Source organism: Mucisphaera sp. (genome assembly GCF_965279675.1).
Taxonomy (GTDB): domain Bacteria; phylum Planctomycetota; class Phycisphaerae; order Phycisphaerales; family Phycisphaeraceae; genus Mucisphaera.
On record NZ_CBDIIJ010000002.1, the window covers coordinates 2,317,123 to 2,340,924 of the forward strand.

Annotated in this window: 20 protein-coding genes; 12 read left to right on the forward strand and 8 right to left on the reverse strand. The window is 64.3% G+C overall.

What is annotated here, in order from left to right; genetic code table 11:
• Positions 1 to 49 precede the first annotated feature (49 nt).
• Entirely contained in the window at positions 50 to 1,342 is a 1,293-nt protein-coding gene (locus tag ACQZAB_RS09965; RefSeq protein WP_428389367.1) for a CCA tRNA nucleotidyltransferase, read from the reverse strand.
• Between the two features lie 56 nt (positions 1,343 to 1,398).
• Between ACQZAB_RS09965 and ACQZAB_RS09970 the strand changes: the two genes are divergently transcribed.
• The 4 genes from ACQZAB_RS09970 to ACQZAB_RS09985 all read left to right on the forward strand — a co-directional run bounded on the left by ACQZAB_RS09970 (position 1,399) and on the right by ACQZAB_RS09985 (position 6,000).
• Positions 1,399 to 1,635, forward strand: coding sequence for a hypothetical protein (locus ACQZAB_RS09970; RefSeq protein WP_428389368.1), 237 nt, complete (start codon positions 1,399 to 1,401; stop codon positions 1,633 to 1,635).
• 162 nt (positions 1,636 to 1,797) lie between these two features.
• Positions 1,798 to 2,430, forward strand: a complete 633-nt coding sequence (locus tag ACQZAB_RS09975; RefSeq protein ID WP_428389369.1) for a peptidoglycan recognition protein family protein — start codon at positions 1,798 to 1,800, stop codon at positions 2,428 to 2,430.
• A gap of 211 nt (positions 2,431 to 2,641) precedes the next feature.
• A complete protein-coding gene (locus ACQZAB_RS09980; protein WP_428389370.1) occupies positions 2,642 to 3,484 on the forward strand; it encodes a serine/threonine-protein kinase in 843 nt (280 codons plus the stop codon).
• Between the two features lie 56 nt (positions 3,485 to 3,540).
• Positions 3,541 to 6,000 carry a ComEC/Rec2 family competence protein gene (locus ACQZAB_RS09985; RefSeq protein ID WP_428389371.1) on the forward strand — a complete coding sequence of 820 codons (2,460 nt, stop codon included), beginning with the start codon at positions 3,541 to 3,543 and terminating at the stop codon, positions 5,998 to 6,000.
• A gap of 258 nt (positions 6,001 to 6,258) precedes the next feature.
• Here ACQZAB_RS09985 and ACQZAB_RS09990 read toward each other — a convergent pair whose 3' ends face one another.
• Positions 6,259 to 7,641, reverse strand: a complete 1,383-nt coding sequence (locus tag ACQZAB_RS09990; RefSeq protein ID WP_428389372.1) for a hypothetical protein — start codon at positions 7,639 to 7,641, stop codon at positions 6,259 to 6,261.
• A complete protein-coding gene (locus ACQZAB_RS09995) occupies positions 7,634 to 8,230 on the reverse strand; it encodes a sigma-70 family RNA polymerase sigma factor (protein ID WP_428389373.1) in 597 nt (198 codons plus the stop codon). The genes ACQZAB_RS09990 and ACQZAB_RS09995 overlap by 8 nt, the downstream gene beginning before the upstream one ends.
• Positions 8,231 to 8,348: 118 nt before the next feature.
• On the opposite strand from ACQZAB_RS09995, the gene purB reads away from it, so the two are divergent.
• On the forward strand, positions 8,349 to 9,809 hold the full coding sequence (purB, locus tag ACQZAB_RS10000) for an adenylosuccinate lyase (protein ID WP_428389374.1): 1,461 nt from the start codon (positions 8,349 to 8,351) through the stop codon (positions 9,807 to 9,809).
• A gap of 6 nt (positions 9,810 to 9,815) precedes the next feature.
• On the opposite strand, the gene lpxA is transcribed toward purB, so the two are convergent.
• A complete protein-coding gene (lpxA, locus tag ACQZAB_RS10005; protein ID WP_428389375.1) occupies positions 9,816 to 10,613 on the reverse strand; it encodes an acyl-ACP--UDP-N-acetylglucosamine O-acyltransferase in 798 nt (265 codons plus the stop codon).
• A 53-nt stretch (positions 10,614 to 10,666) separates the two neighbouring features.
• Between lpxA and lipB the strand changes: the two genes are divergently transcribed.
• A complete protein-coding gene (gene lipB / locus ACQZAB_RS10010) occupies positions 10,667 to 11,356 on the forward strand; it encodes a lipoyl(octanoyl) transferase LipB (protein ID WP_428389376.1) in 690 nt (229 codons plus the stop codon).
• Positions 11,313 to 12,746 carry a hypothetical protein gene (locus ACQZAB_RS10015; protein WP_428389377.1) on the forward strand — a complete coding sequence of 478 codons (1,434 nt, stop codon included), beginning with the start codon at positions 11,313 to 11,315 and terminating at the stop codon, positions 12,744 to 12,746. The genes lipB and ACQZAB_RS10015 overlap by 44 nt, the downstream gene beginning before the upstream one ends.
• A gap of 15 nt (positions 12,747 to 12,761) precedes the next feature.
• Here ACQZAB_RS10015 and ACQZAB_RS10020 read toward each other — a convergent pair whose 3' ends face one another.
• On the reverse strand, positions 12,762 to 13,565 hold the full coding sequence (locus ACQZAB_RS10020; protein WP_428389378.1) for a hypothetical protein: 804 nt from the start codon (positions 13,563 to 13,565) through the stop codon (positions 12,762 to 12,764).
• Positions 13,566 to 13,708: 143 nt separating this feature from the next.
• Here ACQZAB_RS10020 and ACQZAB_RS10025 point away from each other — a divergent pair, with 143 nt between their 5' ends.
• The gene (locus ACQZAB_RS10025; RefSeq protein WP_428389379.1) at positions 13,709 to 14,656 is read left to right on the forward strand and encodes an ArsR/SmtB family transcription factor; all 948 of its coding nucleotides are present in this window, start codon (positions 13,709 to 13,711) and stop codon (positions 14,654 to 14,656) included.
• A gap of 96 nt (positions 14,657 to 14,752) precedes the next feature.
• Complete coding sequence (gene ahcY, locus ACQZAB_RS10030; RefSeq protein WP_428389380.1) at positions 14,753 to 16,240, forward strand: adenosylhomocysteinase; 1,488 nt, start codon at positions 14,753 to 14,755, stop codon at positions 16,238 to 16,240.
• A 40-nt stretch (positions 16,241 to 16,280) separates the two neighbouring features.
• On the opposite strand, the gene ACQZAB_RS10035 is transcribed toward ahcY, so the two are convergent.
• From ACQZAB_RS10035 to ACQZAB_RS10045, 3 genes are all read right to left on the reverse strand, one after another.
• The gene (locus ACQZAB_RS10035) at positions 16,281 to 17,657 is read right to left on the reverse strand and encodes an HD domain-containing phosphohydrolase (RefSeq protein WP_428389381.1); all 1,377 of its coding nucleotides are present in this window, start codon (positions 17,655 to 17,657) and stop codon (positions 16,281 to 16,283) included.
• Positions 17,658 to 17,722: 65 nt separating this feature from the next.
• Positions 17,723 to 18,436, reverse strand: coding sequence for a translation initiation factor IF-3 (infC, locus tag ACQZAB_RS10040; protein WP_428390155.1), 714 nt, complete (start codon positions 18,434 to 18,436; stop codon positions 17,723 to 17,725).
• Between the two features lie 124 nt (positions 18,437 to 18,560).
• Complete coding sequence (locus tag ACQZAB_RS10045; protein WP_428389382.1) at positions 18,561 to 19,541, reverse strand: phosphatidate cytidylyltransferase; 981 nt, start codon at positions 19,539 to 19,541, stop codon at positions 18,561 to 18,563.
• A gap of 65 nt (positions 19,542 to 19,606) precedes the next feature.
• On the opposite strand from ACQZAB_RS10045, the gene ACQZAB_RS10050 reads away from it, so the two are divergent.
• The 3 genes from ACQZAB_RS10050 to gatB all read left to right on the forward strand — a co-directional run bounded on the left by ACQZAB_RS10050 (position 19,607) and on the right by gatB (position 23,724).
• On the forward strand, positions 19,607 to 21,397 hold the full coding sequence (locus ACQZAB_RS10050; protein ID WP_428389383.1) for an RDD family protein: 1,791 nt from the start codon (positions 19,607 to 19,609) through the stop codon (positions 21,395 to 21,397).
• A complete protein-coding gene (queC, locus tag ACQZAB_RS10055; protein ID WP_428389384.1) occupies positions 21,384 to 22,106 on the forward strand; it encodes a 7-cyano-7-deazaguanine synthase QueC in 723 nt (240 codons plus the stop codon). Before ACQZAB_RS10050 ends, queC begins: the two co-directional genes overlap by 14 nt.
• Before the next feature lie 64 nt (positions 22,107 to 22,170).
• Positions 22,171 to 23,724, forward strand: a complete 1,554-nt coding sequence (gene gatB / locus ACQZAB_RS10060; protein ID WP_428389385.1) for an Asp-tRNA(Asn)/Glu-tRNA(Gln) amidotransferase subunit GatB — start codon at positions 22,171 to 22,173, stop codon at positions 23,722 to 23,724.
• The last annotated feature ends 78 nt before the right edge of the window (positions 23,725 to 23,802 follow it).

Consider the following 23,802-nt stretch of genomic DNA (forward strand, 5'->3'; position numbering starts at 1 on the left):
TGTATCGGGCTTACGCGGGGGGTTTTGTGAGATAAGGGTTGAGGGTTGGCTAGCTGGCGGGTGTGTGTTCAGCGAGCCATTTCCTGGCTGAGGCTTCGTCGTGGATGAGGCCTTCGAGTTGGGCGTCGTAGGCGTGGGTGAGGAGCTGGCCGAGTTTCGGGCTGGGTTTGATGCCGGCGGCGATGAGGTCTTCGCCGGTGATGAGTGGTTTGGGGTCGACGCCCTGGGCGATAAGCGGGGGTGCTTCTGCGGCAATGAGGGGGGTGATGTGTGGGTCGTTGATGGCCTGCAGGAGCGTCCAGGTGTCGGGCCATTGGGGTTCGGCGAGGAGTCGTTTGCGTCCGGCGGTGGTGAGTCTGGGCCAGTCGTGGGCTCGGGGGATGAGTTGGAGGATGCGTTGGAGGGCCTGGTGATTGTCGTTGCTGAGGCAGAGTGCTTTGCGCCAGCGGTCGGCGTCGGCTTTGGCGGTGGCGAGGCAGGCGTGGGTGATGGCTTCGAGTTGCTGGGGCAGTCGGCGGCGGGTGATCCACCATGCGGCGAGGGCGAGGCTGGCGGGGAGTGGTTTGTCGGGTAGGGCGGCGAGCGGTTGTTGGGTTTCGGAGGGGTTGAGGTGGTCTTCGTTGAGGGTGACGCCGTCGAGGTGGAGGTTTTCGAGGAGATGCGTGGCGTGAGCACGTGTGGGGTGCGTGAGCATCTTGAGGGTTTCGGTGCCGATGCGTTCGCGGCTGATCTGGCCGAGGTGTTTGGCGAGTGGGCGGATGGAGGCAGCGGTTTGCGGGTCGAGCTGGAAGCCGAGTCGTGCGGCGAAGCGGACGGCGCGGAGCATGCGGAGGTAGTCCTCGGCGAAGCGCTCGTTGGGGTCGCCGATGGCTCGGATGATTTTGTTATCGATGTCCTGCTGACCGTTGACGTAATCGATGATTTGGTCGCGGCCGGTTTGGGGGTCTGGCTTGAGTGGGTCGGCGAAGAGGCCGTTGATGGTGAAGTCGCGGCGGAGGGCGTCCTGTTCGGCTGTGGTGAACTCGACGTGGTCGGGTCGTCGGTGGTCGGTGTAGTCGGCTTCCTTGCGGAAGGTGGCGACTTCGACGGGGCATTTGTTCTCGCGGACGAGAGCGACGCCAAAGGCTTCTCCGACCATCTGGCATCTGGGGAAAAGAGCCTTGACGTGTGTGGGTGTGGCGTCGGTGGCGACGTCGTAGTCTTTGGGTAGGAGGCCGAGGAGGGCGTCGCGGACGCAGCCGCCTGCGAGGTAGGCGGTGTGGCCGTGGTCGCGGAGTCGCTGGATGATGGCGACGGCGGCTTTTCGAGCCGGTGGGGTGGTGGTGGAGAGCTTGTGGGGCATTTGGTGGTGAGTGTAAGTCTTGGTGCGTGCGGGTGAGGGTTGTTAAGCTGGAGGGCATGAGCAAGGAGGCGTGGCATCTGGTTGTGGGGGTTGTGTTGCTTGCGATGGTTGTGCCGGTTTTGCCGGGCTGCGACAACTCCCGGAACGCGCTTTTCCCGCCTAACACGCCGAGATCGCCTTATGAGCGGTATTTGACGCTACGGGACCGTGATCCGTCGGCGACGGTGAAGGACGCTTTTGGGCGTGATCAGCCGAATCTGCGGGAGCGTTTGCGGCCGCTGGACCTGCCTTGATGGGTGATGGCATTTGGGGTTGAGGGGGTAAGTTTTGATGGTCATGGTGGCTGGTGACGATAGAATTAGGGTTAACTGTTTGAGGGCACGCGTTTATAGCCCGATAACTTCCAGGGACAGTGTCGGTTTGGCCGGCGGCCCGGTTCGGAGTTGATTGAGACGATGCCGGAACAGCGGACGATTACGGTGCTTGGTGTGCTGCTTGTGGCGATGACGCTGACGAGCAGCCTGCTGTTGCTGCTTGAGCCGGCTCCGGTGGCCCCGGTTCAGGCGGTGGCGATGCGGCTGGATACGGCGGAGCTTTCGTCGTCGGAATCGGCTTTGGATTACGCGCTGCTGGACGTAGCCGAGCCTGCGTTATGGCAGGCGATCATCGTGCATGACAGCGGTACGGCGACGGGGGATGCGGAGTCGTTGAATCGGTCGCACGAGCGGGATGGCCGTGGGGGTCTTGGGTATCACTTTGTGATCGGGAACGGGACGGATTCGGGGGATGGTGAGATCGAGGCAGGCTTCCGTTGGCGGTTGCAGTCGCAGGGGCGTTTTCTGGCGGGTGCGGAGGCGGATCGCTGGCACCGTATTGCGATCGGGATTTTGGTAGTGGGTGATGCGGATGCTTCGGCGATGACCGAGGCTCAGCGGGCGTCGTTGGTTGAGTTGGTGTCTTCGATTCAGCGTCGGTTTGGGATTCGGTCCGATTCGGTGCATGCCCATTTCGGGGCAGATGGCGTGGGGGCTCTTGAGGGTTTCTCGGTAGAGCGTTTTCGTTCTGAGTTGTCAGCGATGGCTGAGTAACCTGTATTTCTGTTGTGGTTTGCGCAGATTTCCGGGCCTTTGTGCGTAATCATGTGGGGTTTGCTGTCGGCAAGTCCAAGCTCGGCCGATGCTTGTGGTGAGAATCACCGGACGGTAAGGTTGAGACCATTCGTTATTCGCTTGTTTAGACATCCCGTTGAGAGTGTGCTGGTCCGCGTTTGGGCTTGGATCGTGACCGGCACAGCATGGCATGGCCGACTGGCATGAAATCGCCGGCTACCAGGTGTTGGGCACCCTTGGACAGGGTGCCAAGAGCACGATTTATGAGGTCCGGGGACCTGATGGCAAGCGTTATGCGCTGAAGCGGGTGGTGAAGGACTCGCCGAGCGATCAGCGGTTCATTGATCAGGCGGTGAGTGAGTATGAGGTGGCGCGGAGGTTTGACAGCGATCTCTTGCGTAAGGGGATCAAGCTGATTCGGCTCCGGAAGGTGATCCGCACGAGCGAGGTCATCGTGATTATGGAGTTGATCGAGGGGCTGCCGTTGGAGCAGTACCAGCCGGGGAATCTGCTGGAGTTGAATGAGATCGTGGCGCATGCGGCGCAGGGTCTGCATGTGATGCATATGGCGGGGTACGTGCATGCGGACATGAAGCCGACGAATATCATGGTGACGCCTCGGCGGGATGTGAAGCTGATCGACTTTGGTCAAAGCTGTCCGATCGGGACGGTGAAGGAGCGGATTCAGGGGACGCCTGACTACATTGCTCCTGAGCAGGTTCGTCGGAAGACGATCACGCCGCAGACGGATGTGTTCAACCTGGGTGCGACGATCTACTGGCTGCTGACGAAGAAGCATGTTCCGACGCTGATTCCGAAGCAGCGGGCGGGGACGGGTGTTTCGCTGAAGTCGGTTGAGCGTTGTGCGCCGCCTATTGAGTTGAACCCGAAGGTGCCGCCGGCGTTGTCGAGTCTGGTGATGGATTGTGTGCAGACGGAGCCGGAGGATCGTCCGCGGTCGATGCCGGCGGTGATCGATCGGCTTCAGATTGCGCAGTCGCAGTTGAAGCGTGGGGCGAGCGGGGCGGCCTGACTTTTTTTATTTCATTCTGATATCTTGCTGTCGTGGAATCGGCAGGTGCTGTGAGCGTGCGCGGGGCTGGCCCGTTGGCTTGGGCGGGTGTTTGTGCGGTCAGTGGTTCGCTGCTGGGTATGGGGCCTGGTCTTTCCGAGTTGTGGCTGCTCGCGGCGGGTGTGCTGGTGGGTTTGTTGGGGGTCATTCCCGAGCGGTGGTTGGGTGTTGTGCTGGGGTTGGCGGTGGTCGCGACGTTTGCGGGTTGGGCCTCGGTGCGTTCGGGGTGGGTGGGGCCTGCTGATCTGAGGGGTTATGTGGTCGCAGAGCGGCGGCTGGTGGAAGTGGTGGGTGTGGTGGTGCGCGAGCCGATGGCGCGGAGGCGGTCGGAGGCGGTGTTGGGCGGGTTTTCGTTTCGTCCGGAGCGGCGGACGGGGGTGATTTCGGCTGAGAACTTGACCGTCGATGGTGAGGCGGTGGCGGTTGAAGGGCGGTTGCTGCTGGCGTTGGGTGGGGAGGGGGCGTCGCCCGGCGTGGGCGAGCGGATTCGGGCGCGGGGCTGGCTGATGGGGATGCAGGGGCGGATGAATCCGGGTGGGTTCGATGCACGCCGGGTTTATGGGCAGCAGGGGGTCTACGGCCGGTTGTGGGTGCCGGCGGCGGAGAACTGGGAGGGGGTTGAGCATGAGGCCAACTGGTCGTGGTCGGCTTGGCGGGCGGGTTGGAGCGATCAGTTGTCGGAGGGTTTGCTCGCGGGGATGGGGCAGGAGGGAGAGGCGGCGGCCCTGGTGGACGCGGTGGTGTTGGGTCGGCGGTCGGAGGTGTTGTCGGGGCTGGCTGAGGCTTACCGGCAGAGCGGCCTGGCGCATCTGCTGGCGATCAGCGGGACGCACGTGGGTATTGTGGGGTTGTTGGCCTGGGGGTGTGCGGGCTTGTTTGTGCGGCACCCGGGGCGGCGGCGGCTGTGGGTGCTGGCGGGTTTGCTGCTCTATCTGCTTGTGCTTCCGGCGCGTCCGTCGGTGGTGCGGTCGGGGATCATGGCGGGGTGTCTGCTGCTGGCGGGTTGGAGCGGCCGGCGTCTGAGCGGGTTGGACGGGTTGGGGCTCGCGGCGGTGCTGGTGCTTGCTATGGATCCTCGGCAGGTGGCGGATCCGGGGTTTCAGATGAGTTTTGCGGCGGTGCTGGGGATTCTGTTGCATCTTGGCTGGCGTGCTCGGAGAGAGCCGGGTGCGGCGGAGTTGCTGGCGGGTCCACTGACGCCTGCTGACCGGGTGCGGCGGTGGGCGGTGATGCTGCTGGAGGCGGGTCTGGCAGCGTGGGCGGCAACGCTGCCATTGGTGGCGTATCACTTCGGGCTGATTGCGCTTGCAGGTCCGGTGTGGACGCTTGTTGCGACGCCTGTGTTGTTCGTGCTGATCGGTTTGGGCTTGGTGAAGATGCTGCTGGGGCTGGTCTGGCTGGGAGGTTCGGCGATGCTGGGCGGGGTGCTCTCGTTGGTGGCGGATGGATTGAATGGGCTGGCGGCGCTTGGTGGGTCGATGGGGTGGCTGTGGTTACTGTTGCCAACGGGGGCGTCGGTGGTTGTGGCGGTTGGGTTGGCGGTGGCCGTTGGTGGGTGGCTGATGCGGGTGAGGCCTCCGTTGATGCTGCTGGTTGCAGCGTTGAGTGGTTTCGTGGTGATGGCTGGGCTGGTTGTGGATCGGGCCTGGCGGTCGAATGGGGATGCGCTGCGGGTGACGTTTCTGTCGGTGGGGCATGGCAATGCGTATGTGGTTGAGCTGCCTGACGGTGGTGGGGTGTGGATGGTGGATGCGGGAGGGTTTGTGGGGTCGGCGGAGTTGGTGGTGCTGCCGGCGTTGCGGGCATTGGGTGTGTCTCAGCTGGCTGGCGTGGTGGTCACGCACGCGGATCTGGATCACTACTCGGGTGTGCCGGAGTTGCTGGCTGGGATCGTGGTTGATCGGGTGGTGGTGCCGGAGGGTTTTGTGGATGAGGCGACGTTGTCGGCCAGCAGTGCGGTGGGTGTGATGCTGAAGTGTGTGGAGGAGGCGGGTCTGGCGGTTGAGCGGGTCGGGCGTGGGTGTCTGCTTTGGGAGGAGCGTGGTGGTGGGGTGGCGGTGAGGGTGTTGTGGCCGGAGGCGGGGTGGGGTGCGGAGGGGGAGGGGGTGTCGGACAATGATCGGTCGCTGGTGCTGGAGCTGGTTTATGGGCGGCGTCGGTTGCTGCTCACGGGGGATATTGACGAGCCGGCGGTGGCTGGGGTGGCGCGGCTGGAGCCTGGTCTGGCGGTGGATGTGATGGACCTGCCGCATCACGGATCGCGTCGGGCGAAGACGATGGCGTGGGTGGCGGGTTTGTCGCCTGGGTTGGTGGTGCAGTCGTCAGGGTGGCCGAGGGGGTCGGGTGGGAATCCGTGGCGGGAGGTTTTGGCGGAGAGTGAGTTGCTGGAGGTGTATCGGGACGGGGCGGTGACGGTTGAGGTGGGGCCGGATGGTGCGCTTCGCTGGTGTGCGTGGGGTGATGCTTCGGGAAAGTGATCGCTGGATCAGGGCATGAGGGCCTGCTAGATTGCCCTGAAGGGGCTATTTTTTGCTGTTTGGTCGACAGGTTTTTGTGATAGCGGTTAGCCTATGTGTGCAGACAGTTCCTGCGGAAGAAGTGAGGCACGGATGCCGGTTTGGCTACGAAACTATGCGGTTATTGGGGGGTGGCTGACCGTCGGTGCGCTGGCGGTGGGGACGTCGGTGGGTGTGGTGGTGCTGGCCGGGATGAGTGAGGCGGGCGCGAACGAGCGGCTAGCCTTGCCGCTGGGCTCCATCGGGCTGGCTCTGGTTGGTCTCGGGCTGCTGGCTTTCGTCCCGTGGCTCGGTTTGCTGGCGGTGGCTCGGCTGGGGAGAGGGTCCGAGGATGGGGAGGCTCTCCGGGAGGTTCAGCTCGAGCTCGAGTTGGAGGGGCGTGGCCGGGAGGAGGGGGGCTTCCTCGAGCGGTCGATCGGCGGAGGTTGGGGTGGACGACGGGCTTCGGCCTGAGGTGTCGGGAGTGGCAGGCGATGCGGCGGGTGGATGGATTTTTACGATGTTGATCGTCAGCTGATCGGCGGCGAGGCTCTGGGGGTCGATCGGTCGGTTGGGCAGTAGGGGGATGAGGTCGGTGAGTGCCTGCAGGGGGTCCACTGCGTTGAGCAGACTGTCGAGGTCTGTCTGTGCGGAAGCTGTGCTTTCGGCTGCGCGGTCCGGCGTGTTTGGGCTTGTTGGCTTCGTGCGAGCGAAGGCTGGCTCGGGGTTGGCCTGGCTCTGCTGGAACCGTTCTCGCAGGGCTTCGAGGGCGAAGGCGGGGCCGGTGATGGTGAGGGTGACGGTGTCCTGAGCGGTTTGCTGGTTGAGGCTGGTCGGGGTGTTGGCGGCGGCGGGTGATGTGGGTGTGCTGGGGACGCTGCGACGGATGGGGAGGGCTCTCTGGGCCGACCAGTCTTCGATGAGGGCGGCGATACGATCGGGTTGCTCGGAGGTGAGGGTGAGTGGCGGGTGCTGTTGCGCGGGGGTGAGGTTCTCGGCGGCACTGCGGCGGGCAGCGGTGAGGAGGTCGGTGAGCGGGTTGGGTTTTTCGGCTGCGGGCGCTGGCTCGGTTGGTGCTGTCGACGTGCCGCGCATGCCGGCAGCTGGCTGATCGGTGCTTTCGGCTAAGGCGGTGGGAGAAGGGGTGTCGTCGATGGTCGCCTGGGGTGCATCGGGTGTTGCCGTGGAGCTGGGGGGTGTGTCGGTTTGGGGGTCGATGGTGGCGACTTCGAGGCGGTTGATGAGGGAGGAGCCGGTGGTGAGGCTCTGCCAGACGACCCCGCCACAGAGTAGGCAGAGGATGGCTGCGGAGGCGTAGATGAGCGGTCTGGTGTAGGAGCGTTTGGCGACGCGGCTGGGGCGTCGAGCGGGTGGGCCATCGAGGAGCATGGAGCGCTCGACGGCTTCGATGGCGATCTCGGTGAGGTCGCGAGGGGGAGGGGGCGGGGTGAGGCGTGCGAGTTGCTGGCGGTCGGCTTTGAGTCTGCGGGTCAGCTCGGCGAGTTCCGGTCGTTCGTCGAGGATGGTTTCGAAGGCGGCGCGCTGGTCTGCGGAGAGCTCGTCCTCGATGTAGGCGAGCAGCAGTTCGTGTTCGGAGGAGAGTTCGTCGGTGGGTTTAGCCACGGGCGGTCTCCTTGCTGGGCAGGTTGGCGTCGTCGATGGCTTGTCGGAGGGCGAGGCGGGCGCGGAAGATGCGGCTTTTGACGGTGCCGAGGGCGAGGCCGGTGATCTCGGCGATCTCGTCGTAGCTCATGCCTTCGATGTCGCGGAGTACCAGGGCCACGCGGTAGCGCTCCTCGAGGGTTTGGAGGGCGGCGGCGAGTTGCTGCGCCTCTTCCTGGTCTTGGACGCGTTGGTCGGGCGAAGGTTCCCGGTGATCGATGAGGGGGTAGTCGGGTTGGTCGGGTGCGGTGAGGTCGGAGAGGTAGGTGGCGGGTCGGGACTTGCGGCGGCGGAGGAGAGAGATAGCACGATTGATGGCGATTCTGCTCATCCAGGTGGCGAGTGCTGCGCGTCCCTGGAAGGTGTCGAGTTTCTGGATGATCTGGATGAGGGCGTCCTGAGCGGCTTCGGCGGCGTCTTCGGGGTTGCCGAGGATGCGGAGGCAGAGGGCGTAGAGCCGGTTCTGGTGGGCGCGCAGCAGGGGTTCGAGTCGGTTGCGGTCGCCACGGCGGATGGCGTCGAGATGTTGCTTGTCGTCCGCTTGGCTCATGGAGGGAAGGCTTCTTGGGAGGGAGCTACTATGGGGCCCTGAGGGTGGGGGGTCAACGAGCATCGTCTGGCGTGACCGCGTGTGGCGGAGGTGCCGGGTGCCTGGAATCGGGATTCTCATGCAGCCAGAAGATCGGTATGTGTCGCCTTTGTCGTCTCGGAATGCCTCTGCGGAGATGCAGGCGATCTGGTCGCCCCGGAAGAAGTTCACGACCTGGCGGCGGCTGTGGGTGGTGCTGGCGGAGGCGGAGCACGAGCTGGGGCTGGGGGTGACGGCGGAGCAGGTGGCGGCTTTGCGGGCGAAGGTGGATGACCTGGATCTGGGGGCGGCGGCGGCTTACGAGAAGAAGCTGCGGCATGATGTGATGGCGCACGTGCATGCGTATGGGGACGTGGTGCCTGAGGCGCGTGGGATTATTCATCTGGGGGCGACGTCGCAGTACGTGAACTGCAATGCGGAGCTGCTGCTGATTCGGGAGGCACTCGAGTTGGTGGCGGGGAAGCTGGCTTCGGCGATCGATCGGCTGAGCCGGTTTGCGGCGGCGCAGCGCTCGGTGGCGACGCTTGGGTTTACGCACATGCAGCCGGCGCAGCCGACGACGGTGGGCAAGCGGGCCTGTTTGTGGGTTCAGGAGTTGTCGATCGGGTTGGAGGAGGTGGAGCATCGTATTGATCGGCTTCGGCTGCGTGGGGTGAAGGGGACGACGGGCACGCAGGCTTCGTTTCTGGCGTTGTTTCGGGGGCTGGCGGGGGTGGATGAGGCGGAGGCGCATCGTCGGGTGGAGCGGTTGGATGAGCTGGTGGTCGAGAAGCTGGGATGGCCGGCGGATCGGCGGCTGGTGATCTCCGGGCAGACGTACCCGCGGGTGGTGGACGGGCTGGTGGCTTCGAGTCTGGGGGCGGTGGCGGCGGCGGCGCACAAGTGCGCGCTGGACCTGCGGCTGCTGGCTTCTCGGAAGGAGATTGAGGAGCCGTTTGAGAAGGATCAGATCGGGTCATCGGCGATGGCTTACAAGCGTAACCCGATGCGGAGCGAGCGGATCTGCGGGCTTAGCCGGTTTGTGATGGGGATGATTCAGACGCCTTTTGTGACGGCGGCGGAGCAGTGGATGGAGCGGACGCTGGACGATTCATCGACTCGGCGGCTGACGCTGCCGGAGCCGTTTCTGGCGATCGATGGGGTGCTGGATCTGCTGAACAACGTGGCGGAGGGGCTGGTGGTTTATCCGGAGGTGATCCGGAAAAACCTGCAGGCGGAGCTGCCGTTCATGGCGACGGAGGAGATTCTGATGGCGGCGGCGGCGCGGGGCGTGGATCGTCAGGATGCGCACGAGGCGATTCGTCGGCACAGCATGGCGGCGGCGGCGCGGGTGAAGGAGGAGGGCGCGGCGAACGATCTGATCGATCGGCTCAAGACCGACGCGCTGTTTGAGGGGGTCGATCTTGGGTTGGCGTTGGAGGTGGATCGGTTTGTGGGGCGGGCACCGGAGCAGGTGGATGGTTTCATTGCGGAGGTGGTTGAGCCGATTCGGCGTCGGTATGCGGATCGGTTGGGGTATGGGGTGTCGCTGAAGGTTTGAGGGGTATCAGGCTTCGTCGCGGTTGCGTCGGTTGAAGGGCATGATCCCGCGGGTGGTGGTCTCGATGAAGTCGGCCATTTCGAGGCAGGCGGGCTGGTCGGGGAATTCGGTGCGGATGCGGGCGACGGCGGCTTTGTTGCTGAGGCCGGCGTAGCAGGCGAGTTCGAGAGCTTTCTGGAGGGGCTTGATCTGGTCGCGCATGCCGGCTCTGCGGAGGCCGACGAGGTTGAGGCCGATCATTTCGCGGGTGTGGTAGAGGATGGTGAAGGGCAGGACGTCCTGCACAACGCCGATGACGCCGGCGATCATGGCGCGGTTGCCGATGCGGCAATTCTGGTGGACGGCGGCGCCGCCGCCGATGGTCACGTCGTTCTGGACGGTTGCATGGCCGGCGAGGAGGACAGCGTTGGCGAGGTTGCAGCGGTCGCCGACGGTGGCGTCGTGTCCCATGTGGGAGCCGACCATGAGGTAGTTGTCGTCGCCAAGGGTGGTGGGGTGGTTGCCGGTAGCGCGGTGGATGGTGACGGCTTCGCGGAGGATGTTGCGGTGGCCGATGCGGGTGCCGGCGCCTTCGGTGGTGGGTTGGAACTTGCGGTCCTGGGGCGCAAATCCGATGCAGGCGTGGGGGTAGAGGGTGTTGGCTTCGCCGAGGGTGAGGGGGCCCTGGAGGTGGACGTTGGCGAGGAGACGGGTGCCGGGTCCGATGGTGACCTCGCCTTCGATGATGCACCAGGGGCCGATTTCGACGTCGTCGGCGAGGGTGGCGTGGTCGCTGATGATGGCGGTGGGATGGATTTTCGGCACGGCTTGTTTTCTTTCCTCGGGCGTTGGTCTGGCGGGGATCATAGGCTATGGGCGTGGTGATCGAAGCGCAGAGCGAGCGGCTGCTGGTGGAGCGGCTGGGCTTGGTTGGCTATCGCGAGGCGATGGTCTTCCAGGCGCGTGCGCACGCGGAGGTGCTGGAGGGGGGGCGGGAGCGCTTGTTGTTGGTGGAGCATCCTTCGACGGTGACGCTTCCTGACCGGCCGGGTTTGCTTGAGCATGTGTTGGCGAGTGACGTGCAACGGAAGCGGCTGGGGGTGTCGCTGGAGGTGACGGATCGTGGCGGGGATGTGACGTATCACGGGCCGGGTCAGCTGGTGGTGTATCCGATCGTGCGGTTGCGGGATCACGGGTTGAATCTGGGGCGGTACATGCGGCTGCTGGAGACAGTTGTGATTGATGTGCTGGCGGGTTTTGGTGTGGCCGGTTTCAGGCGGGAGGGGGCGACGGGTGTGTGGGTAGGGGAGGCGGACCGGCCGAAGAAGGTCTGCGCGATGGGGGTGCGCATTCGCAAGCACGTGACGATGCACGGGCTGGCTCTGAATGTGGCGACGGACCTGAGCCGGTTCGAGTTGATCGTGCCGTGCGGGCTGGCGGAGCGGGAGGTCACGAGTCTGCGTGCATTGCTTGGTGTTGCGTGTCCGTCGATGGCGGAGGTGGAGCAGGCGCTGGTGAGCGCGTTTGCCGGGTCGCTGGAGCGTGGCGGGGCATCTGGTCATGGATGATCTGCGGGCGCTGCCCTGGTCGAAGCTGGCGAGCGGGAAGGGCGTCGCGCTGTTTGTGTTGTGTCTGGCGGTGATGTCGCTGGGCTGGCCGGGTGAGCTGGATCTGCGGCTGTGGGTGCTGGTGTGGTTGTGGATGGGGTCGGCGATTCTGTGGCTGATGCTTTCGTGGATGTGGTGGGAGCTGCGCGGGGAGCGATCGGATGCGGGGTGTTTCTGGCGGGCGGCTGCGGTGGTTCTGGCGGTGGCGGTGGTGGCGAGGGTGCTGGTCGCGTTGGGGATGCCGACGGTGTTGTCGGACGACATCTGGCGGTACATCCATGATGGGGCGGTGATGGTGGAGGGAGGAAATCCGTATGCGTTGTCGCCGGATGAGATCGCGGTGCGTGATGCGCCGGTGCCGGGGGTGCTGGCGAAGATCAACAACCCGTCGCTGGTGACGATCTATCTGCCGACGAGTCAGTGGGTGTTTGCGGCGACGGGTTTGTTGGCGGAGGTGCTGCCGGCGTGGGTGCGGGAGAGCGATCCGTCGCGAGAGCATCTGTATCGGTTGGTGTTTTCGTTGTTTGATGTGGGCGTGGTGGTGGCGTTGTTGTGGTTGCTTCGTGTGATTGGGGCGTCGGCCTGGTGGGGGGCGTTATATGCGTGGCATCCGCTGGTGCTGGCGGAGGTCGCGGGCACGGGGCATCAGGATCCGATCGGGGTGCTGCTGCTGGTGCTGGCAGCGGTGTTCTGGGTGAAGCTGCTGAAGCAAGTTGGGTCGGGTGCGGGCTCGGCGGTGGGTTTGGGGGTGGCGTTGGCGGCGTCTGTGTTGGTGAAGCCGATTGGCTTTTTGCTGGTGCCGGCGGTGGTGACGACGCTTTGGCCGAGGTGGCGTGAGATCGCTGTGGCTGCGGGTTCGGCGGTGTTGGCGGGGTGCGTGATCGGGTTGCCCTTTGTCTGGATGGAGGGCGGGGTCGAGCGGCTGGTCGAGACGGGTGAGCGGTTCGTAGAGGCGTGGTCGTTTAATGGGTCCGTGCATCCGTTGGTTTGGTGGCTGACAGGCAGCAAGGCGGCGGCGGATGCGGCGGGTGGGGTGCTGCTGACACTGGTGGTTCTGTTGGTGGCGTGGTTGAAGGTGTCGCCTGTGCGGGCAACGGCGTGGGTGGTCTTGGCGGGGTTGCTGGTTACGAGTACGGTGCATCCGTGGTACGTGCTGTGGTTGCTTCCTTTTGCGGTGGCGGGACGGCTGGTGTCGGGATGGGTGCTGAGCCTGACGGTGCTGTGGGGTTATGCGGCGCACATGGAGCCGGGGTATCGGCTGGAGGCGTGGATCGGGTGGGCGGTCTACGTGCCGGTTTACCTGGCGGTGGTCTGGGATCTGGTTTGGGGAGGTCGCGGGCGTGATGCGTAGGCAGTGGGCGTGGGGTCAGGGGACGCGGACCAGAGCGCTGGGCTGGTTGCCGAGGGACTGGCCGTCTTTGGATTCTTCGAGGGTGAGGCCGTTGAGGAGGTTGTAGGGGTAGCGTTGCTGGAGCTGGTGGATGCGTGGGCCGTAGCCGCGGAAGCCCTGGGCATTGGTGACGAAGTCGCGGTCTTCGAAGAGGCCGATGGTGACGAGGGAACGGTGCGGGCCGTGGTAGAAGAAGGCTTCTTCGCCTTCCTCGCGGAGGTTGGCGGCGGCGTCTTCGGCGGCCTGGCGGAAGCGGTCGCCAAAGGCGCGGTCGTAGGCGGCGATCTGGAGGCTGTAGCGGCCGGTGTGGGCGGCGAGGTCGAGCGGGTCGGCGCTGGGGAGGAGTGTGCCGGAGAGGGGCATGAACTGGGCTGAGCTAAAGGGGCGGCCGTCGTGGAGTTCGAAGCGGCGGACGGCACGGAGCGTCTGGCGGGTCTGGCGGTCGTCGATCCGGCGGAACTGGCCGGCGTAGACGTAGGTCATGCCCTGGATGTCCTCGATCCAGGCGTGGTTGAGATCGAGGTCTCTGTTGTTTTGGAGGGCGGTGGCGGCGGTGGTGGCGGCCTCGTGACGGCGGGGCCCCTCGTAGGTGGCGGCGCGGATGGTCCAGGCCCGGACCTGATCGGGGTTGTCGTTGGCGGAGCGGCGGTCGGCCCAGGCGAGCTGCTCGTAGGCGTCCCAGGTCGAGCTGATTTCGCGGGTTTCCCAGGCGCAGCCGGGCAGCAGGGCCAGGGTCAGGATCGTGGCCAGCCTTGTCAGATGATGGCGTAATTCATTCATCATCATGGGTTTACGTGGTTATTAGGTGTGGTTTCGCCGTACAGCGGTGGCTGATCGCTATTCATCATAAAGAACATTTTGAGGCTTATGGAAACCCGGGCGCGAGGACGATATATTACTTCATCCGGATGAAAGGATGAATGGTGTCGGTTGACCATCTGCTCAAAGACTTTGCCACGCTCGCCGAGCCCACGCGGCTGCGGCTGTTGCGTTCGGTGGAGACGGGTGAGCTGGCGGTTTCTGACCTGTGTGCGGTGCTGCAGATGCCGCAGTCGACGGTGAGCCGGCATCTGAAGGTGCTGACGGACGAGGGCTGGGTGCTGAGTCGAAAAGAGGGGACGACGAACTACTACCGGCTGGATGCGGATCGGATCCAGAACGGGGCGGCGGACCTGTGGACACTGGCCTGCACGCGGACCGAGGCGTGGCCGACGCTGAAGCAGGATCGGCTGCGGCTGGCGGAGCGGCTGCGTCAGCGTCGGGGTGCGACGCGTCGGTTTTTTGAGGACACCGCGGCGGCGTGGGACGAGTTGCGTGTCGATTTGTATGGGCAGTTTTTCGGTCATCGTGCGTTGGTCGGTTTGCTGCCTGACGACTGGGTGGTTGGTGATCTGGGGTGTGGAACGGGTCGGGTGGTGGCGGAGTTGGCCCCGCAGGTCAAGCGTGTGATTGGGGTGGATGATTCCGAGCAGATGCTGGATGCGGCTCGGCAGTCGACCGAGGGGCTGGGCAACGTCGATCTGCTGCGGGCACCGATTGAGGCGATCCCTTTGGAGGACCAGTCGCTGGACGCGGCGTTGCTGGTGCTGGCGCTGAGTTACGTCGAATTGGTGGAGCCCGTTCTCGCGGAGGCGCGTCGTCTGCTCAAGTCCGGCGGGCGGGTGGTGATCGTGGATCTGCTTCAGCACGATGACGAAGAGTTTCGGCGTCGATACGGGCAGCAGTGTGCGGGGTTTGAGCCGATGCGTCTGGAAGCGCAGCTATCCGAGGCGGGTTTTGCGGGGGTGCGGACGCGGGCATTGCCGCCTGAGGCCGAAGCGGGCGGTCCTGCGATGCTGCTGATGACCGCTGGTCGGGGAGGTGGGGCATGAGACAAAGTGTTGAGCCGGTGTCTGCCGGCTGTGATGAACTAACTGCTTGTTTACTATTTACTTTTTCACCCTGAGACGACTTTAGGAGTCTGACTGATGAGTGCATCGACGGCTGTGGCCGCCCCGAGTGGCCTTGAATACAAAGTGGCTGACCTCTCGCTGGCCGAGTGGGGACGCAAGGAGCTGATGCTGGCCGAGCAGGAGATGCCCGGCCTGATGGCGTGCCGGGAAGAGTTTGGCCCGAGCAAGCCGCTGGCCGGTTTGAACATTGGCGGCTCGCTGCACATGACCGTGCAGACGGCGGTGCTGATCGAGACGTTGGTTGAGCTTGGCGCGAATGTTCGCTGGTGTTCCTGCAACATCTTCAGCACGCAGGATCATGCGGCGGCTGCGGTGGTGGTGGGCCCGAACGGGACTCCCGAGAACCCGCAGGGTGTTCCCGTATTTGCCTGGAAGGGTGAGACGCTGGAGGAGTACTGGGCGTGCACCGAGCGGATGCTGGACTTCGGCAACGGTCAGGGCCCGGACCAGATCGTGGATGATGGCGGCGATGCGACGCTTCTGATCCACAAGGGTGTTGAATACACCAAGTCCGGCAGCGTGCCCGGCCCGGAGACGACCGACAACGAGGAGTTCAAGGAAGTCCTCAAGGTCCTGGCCAAGACGCTGACCGAGACGCCCGACCGCTGGGTGAAGGCCGCCGAGACCTGCAAGGGTGTCACCGAGGAGACGACCACGGGCATCAAGAACCTGGTGAAGTTCCAGAAGGAAGGCACCCTGCTGTTCCCGGCGATCAACGTGAACGACTCGTGCACCAAGAGCAAGTTCGACAACCTGTATGGCTGTCGTCACTCGCTGGTGGATGGTCTGTTCCGTGCGACGGATGTGATGGTCAGCGGCAAGGTCGCTGTGGTGTGCGGTTACGGCGATGTCGGCAAGGGCTGCTGCCAGTCGCTGCGCGGCCAGGGTGCACGCGTGATCGTGACCGAGATCGACCCGATCTGTGCGTTGCAGGCGGCGATGGAGGGTTACGAAGTCAAGACGCTTGACGACGTTGTCGAGACGGCGGATATCTTCATCACGACCACCGGCAACTACATGATCATCACCGCGGACCACATGTCGCGGATGAAGGACAAGGCGATCGTCGGCAACATCGGTCACTTCGATAACGAGATCGACATGGCCGGTCTGAAGAAGGTGGCTTCGGCGACGAACATCAAGGCTCAGTACGACATGTACACCTTCGCCGATGGCCACAGCGTGCTGATTCTGGCTGAGGGCCGTCTGCTGAACCTCGGTTGCGCGACCGGTCACCCGTCGTTCGTGATGTCGGCATCGTTCACCAATCAGGTGATTGCTCAGATCGATCTGGCTCTGTTCAACAAGGGTCAGGAGACGCTGTCGGGTATCAGCTACGACGAGAACAAGGTGACGCTGCTCTCGAAGAAGCTGGATGAGAAGGTGGCGCGTCTGCACCTGGATCAGCTGGGTGTGAAGCTGACCGAGCTGTCGAAGGATCAGGCGGATTACATCGGCGTGGAGGTTGATGGTCCGTACAAGCCTGAGCACTACCGGTACTAAGCCGGCGTTTTGATGGTGAGTTATTTGCAGCCCGAGGTCGTCAGGCCTCGGGCTGTTTTTGTGGGGAGGGTGGGTCGGTCATCTTCTGAGCGATCTGCTGGATTTCGGCGTCGATGCGGAGGAAGGCTTCGACGACTTCGGGGTCGAAGTGGGCGCCGGCGTTTTCGCGGATGATCTGGCTGGCCTGGTCGTGGGGCATCGCGGGTTTGTAGGGGCGGGCGCTGGTGAGGGCGTCGTAGACGTCGGCGACGGCGACGATGCGTGCGGAGAGGGGGATGTTGGTTTCTTTCAGGCCGTAGGGGTAGCCGGAGCCGTCCCATTTCTCGTGGTGGGCGAAGATGATCTCGCAGGCGGTGTCGAGGAAGGGGCCGTCGGCCCCCCAGCGTTGCTTGATTTCGACGAGGGTGTCGCCGCCGATGTAGGGGTGCCGTTCGATGATAGCTCGTTCTTCATCGGTGAGTGGTCCCGGTTTGAGGAGCACGGCGTCGGGGATGCCGACCTTGCCGATGTCGTGGAGCGGGGCGGTGGTGGTGATGATTTCGACGTCGGTGTCGGAGACGGCTGGGTGTGTTCGCGAGAGTTGGCGGGCGATGGCTTCAGCGTAGAGGCTGATGCGTTCGAGGTGTTGGCCGGTCTGATCGTCTCGTGATTCGGCGAGTCGTGCGAGCCCGAAGACGACGGCGTCGCGGCCGCGTTCGATGTCTTTGGATCGCTGGATGAACTGCTGGTTGAGTTCGCGTTCGAGGCTTTGCTGGCGGGTTTTGAGCTGGTTTTCTGAGCTGCGGACGAACCAGAGGGTGGCCCCGCCGGTGATGAGGAGGATGAGCCCCGCGACGGTGATGGCGAGCAAGCGGAAGGTGCCGAGGATCTGGCTGATCTCGGCGGTGATACTTGCCTGGCTGTGGTGCGCGACCACGGTGAGTCCACGTTGCGGGATGGGTCGGATCGTGACGATCTGCTCCCGGCCGTTGAGAAGGAGCCGGCCGACGGTGGGGCCGGTGATGTCTGAGATGGGGATGAGTGCCTCATCGGTTTGGAGGATGAGGTCGCCTAGTGGGGTGTTGTCTTGCTGGGGGAGGTTGAGGCTGCTGGGAGCGGCGATGACGCGGTGGTTGCTGGCGTCGAGGACGGAGAGGTAGCCAGAGACGGTGAGCGGGAGTCGATCGACGAGTCGCTGTAGTCGGTTTCGAGTGGTTTGGGGGTCGGTGGCGAGTGGTGGCAGGTCGAGTTCATCGATGATCTGCTCGAATCGGTAGGCGTTGTTCTGGCTGAGTTGGCTGACGCGGGATTCGACACGATCGGCGAGGGCCTGTTCTGCCCAGGTATCGAGGGCGATGATGGCCACGATCGAAGCGGCGAGCTGCGACAGGAGCAGCCCGCCAATGATGAGCCAGCGGCGGCTGAACCAGGTCGGCATGGCCATAGCTTAGCCGGTCGGTGGGCGATCTCACCTGACCGGCTTGCTGCTGGCTTATGGCTGGATTATTCCGAGGGCGTGCTGGCGGCTTCCGGGGTGGGCTCGGGGGCCCGTTCCGGAGCGGCTTCGGCTGCGGGGGGTGGTGCGGCCTCGGACTTTTTGGGCTTTGGTTTGCCGGCGGAAGGGCTCTTCTCGGCGGCGAGGACCATGGTTGCCCGGCGGCCCATCATCTTGGGTGTGGCCTCGATTTTTGAGACGTCGGCGAGGCGCTCGCTGATGTCCCGGAGCTGGTCGAGGTGCATGCCCTGGTGGGCCATCTGTCGGCCGCGGAAGAGCATGGTGAACTGGACCTTGTGTCCGTCTTCCAGGAACTCGCGGGCTTTCTTGAGCTTGATCTCGAGGTCGTGGTCGTCGATGTTCGGGCGGAGGCGGATGCCCTTGAGTTCGCTCTGGCTGGCGTGGGCTTTGGCCTTCGACTCTTTCTTTTTCTGAGCGTATTTCCACTTGCCGTAGTCCATGATGCGGCAAACGGGAGGATCAGATTGCGGCGAGACCTCCACCAGATCAAGACCGGCGTCACGGGCGCGGTCTTTGGCGGCGAAGGTGTCGATGACACCGATCTGCTCGTTATTTTCGTCGATGAGCCGAACCTGCGGGACACGGATCATGTCGTTGTGGCGCAGGCCTTTGTCGTTCGGCTTGGGCGGAGGTCTGAAGCGTCCCCTAGCGATGAGCGAATCTCCTTGATGGCGTAACCAGTCAGCGGCGAGCGCCCGAATGCGTCGCCAATTCTGTGTCTATCGGCACAAGCCGTTCTGTTGCGGCTTGTATGTCCCATAAGCAGCCTACTCCGGGCATGATGGGTAGGCAAGGCTAGCGGGTGTGTAAAAGGGTGTTTCCGGGCTAAAAACCTGCCAGCTGGCTGCTGGGCGAGAGATACCAGGCGGTGAACCTGAGGATGGCGTAGCCGGCGGGGGCTGCGAGCAGGAGTGAGTCGACGACATCGAGCATCCCGCCAAAGCCTGGTACAGAGGACCCGGAGTCTTTCACGTGGGCGTCTCGTTTGAAGAGGCTGGCGACGAGGTCGCCGAACTGGCCGACAAGGCCGAGGAAAGCGCCAGCGATGGCGGCGAGCGGCAGGGGGTAGTTGTAGGCGACGAATTCAGGTACTGGCTGATTGGTGATCCAGTGCCCCGAGACGCCGGTGGCGTTGCTGATGGCGGCGAGCGTGACGGCGACCATGGCCGAGAAGAGGAGGCCGCCGACGAGCCCCTCGACGGTCTTCTTGGGGCTGATGAGCGGGATCAGGGGCGTTCGGCCGAACCATCGTCCGGCGAAGTAGGCACCGATGTCGCAGGCTTTGATGATGAGGATGAGAGCGACGATGGTCCAGGCGGGGTGCCACCAGCGGATGGCGAGCAGGAAGCCTGGCATGAGTCCGAGGTAGACGATGCAGAGCATGGCGGCGGCGGCGCTCATGAGGGCGCCTTCGCGTTCGCCGCGTCTCAGTGGCTGGATGAGCGAGAGGAAGAGGACGCCAGCCAGGAGCCCGGCGAGCGGGGTGCTGCCGCCTTGGCCGTTGGGCCCCTGAGGCCAGAAGTAGAGGTAAGCGGCACCGATGGCGGAGCAGGCGTAGGCGAATCCCCAGGAGACGCGGGAGCCGCGGGTGCGCATGAGCCAGGCGAACTCGCGGGTCAGGGGCACGAGGACGATCAGGAGAACGGCGAGGAGGATGATCCCTCGTGGCAGGCGGTCGCCCTCGGGCAGGAGGATGCTCAGCGGCCCGGCGGCGAAGCGCTGGCTGTCGAGCCAGCCGTCGATCGCCATGACGACCAGGAGCATGGCGACGAGCAGCGAGCCAGAGAGGATGCGTTTCCAGAGCATCGGTGCATGGTATCGGGAGGATGCTGACTCGCCGGAGCGACGCTTGGCGACTAGGCTCAGGGCAGATGTTGATCGATGGATCGAAGACCTGGCGACCGGTGCTCAGCCTGACGGCTTTGTTGGTTGTGTTGTGCTGGCCTGGCTGGCTTGGCGCGACCGAGCTGCGGATGGCTGGTTCGCTGGAGCACGGCTGGGTGGTGGCGCGTCCGGATAGCGGTCAGCGGTGGCGGGTCTATCACCTGCCCGCGGTGGAGGGGCTGGAAACGCTTCACCGCGCGGGTGTGTTGGATGAGGCGGTTTCGATTGACGGTCTGGCGGCGCAGGATTCGGTGCTCTGGATCTTCAGCGGTTCGCTGGTGCGTCAGCGGGAGGCGAGCTGGTCGGAGTTGGCGGGCAGGTGGGCCTACGAGGAGCGCGTCGGGCAGCCCCTGCCCGGGCGTGCGCTGAGTGCGGTTGCGAGTGACGGCGGGCCCGTGCTGCTGGTACGGATGGCATCGCCCATACGGCCAGCGGCGGGATCTGCTGTGGGTGGGGGTCGTGAGGGTGACGCTGGCGACCGATCGGCTCTGGCTGTCGCGCTCGGCTTGCCGGAAAGCGCGCTTGCGGAGGAAGGCGAAGTAGGTCTCGAGCTTGATCCGGCGGGACCGATGGAAGGGGCGTTGCCTGAGGATGCGTCATCGGAACCGGCGGCGGGTGAGTCTGTGGTCGAGGCGTCTGCTGCGTCGCTTCACCTGGTTCGTTGGCGTGATTCGGGGTGGGAGGCGACGCCGATTCTGGATGCGCCGGCGGTGGCGATGAGCCTGGTGGGCCTGGACCCGGCCGGGGTGATCTGGGTGGCGCTGGGTGAGCCACGGGTGGAGGCGCTTGATCTGGTGGGCAGCGGTCAGGCTACCGGTCCGGTTGCTTCGGTGGCCCCGCTTGTTGAGACGAGTGAGGGTTTCCAGCTCGGCAGGAGGGATGATCTGGATGGTTTGCTGCCATCTCGGGGACGCGTCGTGATGCGGGGCGGGCGGCCGGCGTTGGTGCGTGCCGAAGCTGGCGGGGATGTGCTGGTGGCGTCGAGTGGCGTCGATCAGCAACGCCTGCGGCTGGGTGATGGTTCGCAGGGCATGGCGCTGGGGGTTGCGACCACGTCTTTTGACGGCGGTTTGCTGGCGGCGTGGGTTTCGGTCTGGCAGGAGGGCCGGCCGTCGCTGGTCTGGTCGTGGGAGCCTTCGGGTCGTGGGACGCCGCGGACCGGGACCCTGGTGGAGGTACCGCCTGCGCCGCCCTGGTCGCGTCCGGATTACGCCATCACGGTGGTGGTCTGGATTACATCTTTCATGTTGTTGCTGTTGACGCTAGAGAGCAGGCGTCGTCCGTTGAAGATGCTGGGGCCGCCTGCGGTTCTGGCCCCGCTGGGCGTTCGTGCGGTGGCAGGTCTGATTGATCTGGTGCCCTGTCTAGCGCTTGCGATGCTGATCACGGGTGTGGGTGGGAACGAGTTGATGGCGGCATGGCCCGGGCAGCCGCTGGCGCACACTTGGGGGCGTGTGGTTCCCGGTTTGGTTGCGATCATTTTGTTTGTGCTGTCCACGGGTATCGCTGAGGCGTGGACGGGACAGACGGCGGGCAAGGCGCTGATGGGGCTGGAGGTGCGGTCGGTGGAAGGGGGGCGACCGAGTCTGTTGCAGATCCTCACGCGTAACCTGCTCAAGTCGTTTGATCTCGTCGCGACGCTGCTGCTGCTGCTGGCGATTTTTGGGCTTCGTCAGCGGCTGGGCGACATGGTGGCGAGAACGGTGGTGGTGATGCGTGGGCCGATCAAGCCGGAGCGGGCGACAGAGGAGAGGGGGCGTCGTGATGGCGAGGGCTGAGCCGGCGGTGGTCTTGTTGTCGGGCGGGCTGGATTCGGCGACGGTCCTGGCGATCGCACAGGAGCAGGGGTATGCGTGCCATACGCTGAGTTTCGATTACGGACAGCGGCATCGCGTGGAGCTCAAGGCGGCGGAACGGCTAGCGCGGGATCGTAACGTGGTATCGCATCGGGTGGCGCAGATCGATCTGCGAGCGTTTGGCGGGTCGGCGCTGACCGCTGATCTCGAGGTGCCCAAAGACCGCGAGCCCGACGAGATGGAGGGCGGGATCCCGATCACGTATGTGCCGGCGCGTAACACGATCTTTCTCAGCTTCGCTCTGGGACTGGCCGAGGTGCTGGAAGCCAGGGACATTTTCCTCGGGGTGAACGCGGTGGACTATTCCGGCTATCCCGATTGCAGACCGGCTTACCTGGAGGCTTATCGAGCCATGGCCAACCTCGCGACCAAGGCGGGGGTGGAGTCTGAGGGCGGCGACTGGCTGCGGATTCACGCGCCGCTGCTGAACCTGAGCAAGGTCGCGATCGTCCAACGGGGGCTGGCGCTGGGCATCGACTACGGTCTGACGCACTCCTGCTACGACCCGGTGCCGGATGAGGGTCATCCGCTGGGGCATCGGCCCTGTGGTCATTGTGATGCCTGCCTGCTGCGGATCCGGGCCTTTGCCGAACTCGGGCAGACAGACCCGTCGCTGGGTTCTGCCGGTTAGTTGGGCCTGCTATGTTGTGCGGTCTGCGTGGCCGGTCTGCTACTGATGTTCGAAGAGGAAGTCGATGAGTCTGTCTGCCGCGGATCGAGAGCGTTTTGCCGAGTTGGGTCTGACCACGAGGCTGGTGGTGGGGATGGAGATCCACGTCGAGTTGGCGACCTTGTCGAAGATGTGGACCTCGGCCCCGAATGTCGCGCACCCGGCTTATGAGGATGCGGATCCGAACACGCTGACCAGCCCGATCGTGATCGGGATGCCGGGCACGCTGCCGATGATGAACCGTCGTGCGGTGGAGATGTCGATCATGGTGGGGTTAGCGCTCGGCTGTCGGATCGCTGAGCGGTGTCACTGGGATCGCAAGAGTTACTACTACCCCGACCTGCCCAAGAATTATCAGATCAGCCAGTATGAGGAGCCGATCTGCGGGCCGGGCGTGATGGAGATCCCGCTGGATCCGGATCAGCCGGTTGGTGGGCCGACCAAGCGGATCGGCATCACACGGGCGCATCTCGAAGAGGATGCTGGCAAGCTGATGCACGAGGCGCCTGGGGGTGGGCTGATCGATCATTCGATCGTCGACCTCAACCGTGCGGGCACGCCGTTGCTGGAGATCGTGACGGAGCCGGATTTTTCGTCGGCGGATGAAGCCGTGACTTTCTCGGTGATGCTGCGTGATCTCTGTCGGCACCTCGGTGTGACTCAGGGGACGATGCAGCGTGGGCACATTCGGTTCGAGCCGAACATCAACGTGGTGATCGAAAAGGGGGGTGAGACGTACAAGACGCCGATTGCCGAGATCAAGAACCTCAATTCGTTCCGCGCGGTGAAGGGTGCGATCGAGCACGAGTACGTCCGTCAGGTGGACGCATGGCTGGAGACCGGTCGGGTGATGTCGCCGGGTGCCAAGTCGACGCGTGGCTGGGACGACAACAAGGAAGTGACCCTTCTGCAGCGCGAAAAGGAAGACGCGCACGACTATCGATACTTCCCGGACCCCGACCTGGTGGATGTGGTGGTGGACGCGTCGTGGCTGGCTGAGATCAAGGCGTCGATGCCCAGGCCGCTACAGGAGCGCAGGGCAGCCTGGGCCGAGGCGGGGATCGGTGCGGCTGAAACGCGTCAGCTGCTGGATGACCCGAGTCTGGCGAGGCTTTTCGATGATGCGGCTGCGTTGGGGGTTCCGGTCAAGCGAGCGCTGGCGTTGCTGCTGAATGCCGGGTTGAAGTGGGCGAATGAATTTAGCGTTGCGTTGGGTGATCGGTTGACTGCGGAGCAGGTGCGATCGATTGATGGGCTGGTTCAGGAAGACAAGCTGGGGTCCTCGGGGGCCGAGCAGCTGGTGCGTGTGCTGGTTGACCCCGGTAGCGAGCACGCGGGGGGTGAGCCCGAGGCGGTTGCTGAGGCCGAGGGCTTGCTACAGGTCAGCGACACGGGTGCGTTGGAGGTGCACGTCGATGAAGTGCTGGCGTTAGCGCACAATTCCAAGGCCGTGGCGGATATCCAAGCGGGCAAGGACAAGGCTGTCGGGGCGCTGCTCGGACAGATCATGAAGAAGACGGGCGGCGCGGCGAACCCGAAAGTTGTGCGGGATTTGATCTTTGGGCGACTTAGGGGATAACCAGGGGCTGGGTTTTTGGGTAGGTCTTGTGGGTTTTTTGGTTTGGTGAGGTATGTTTCGGTCTAGGGGATAGTGGTG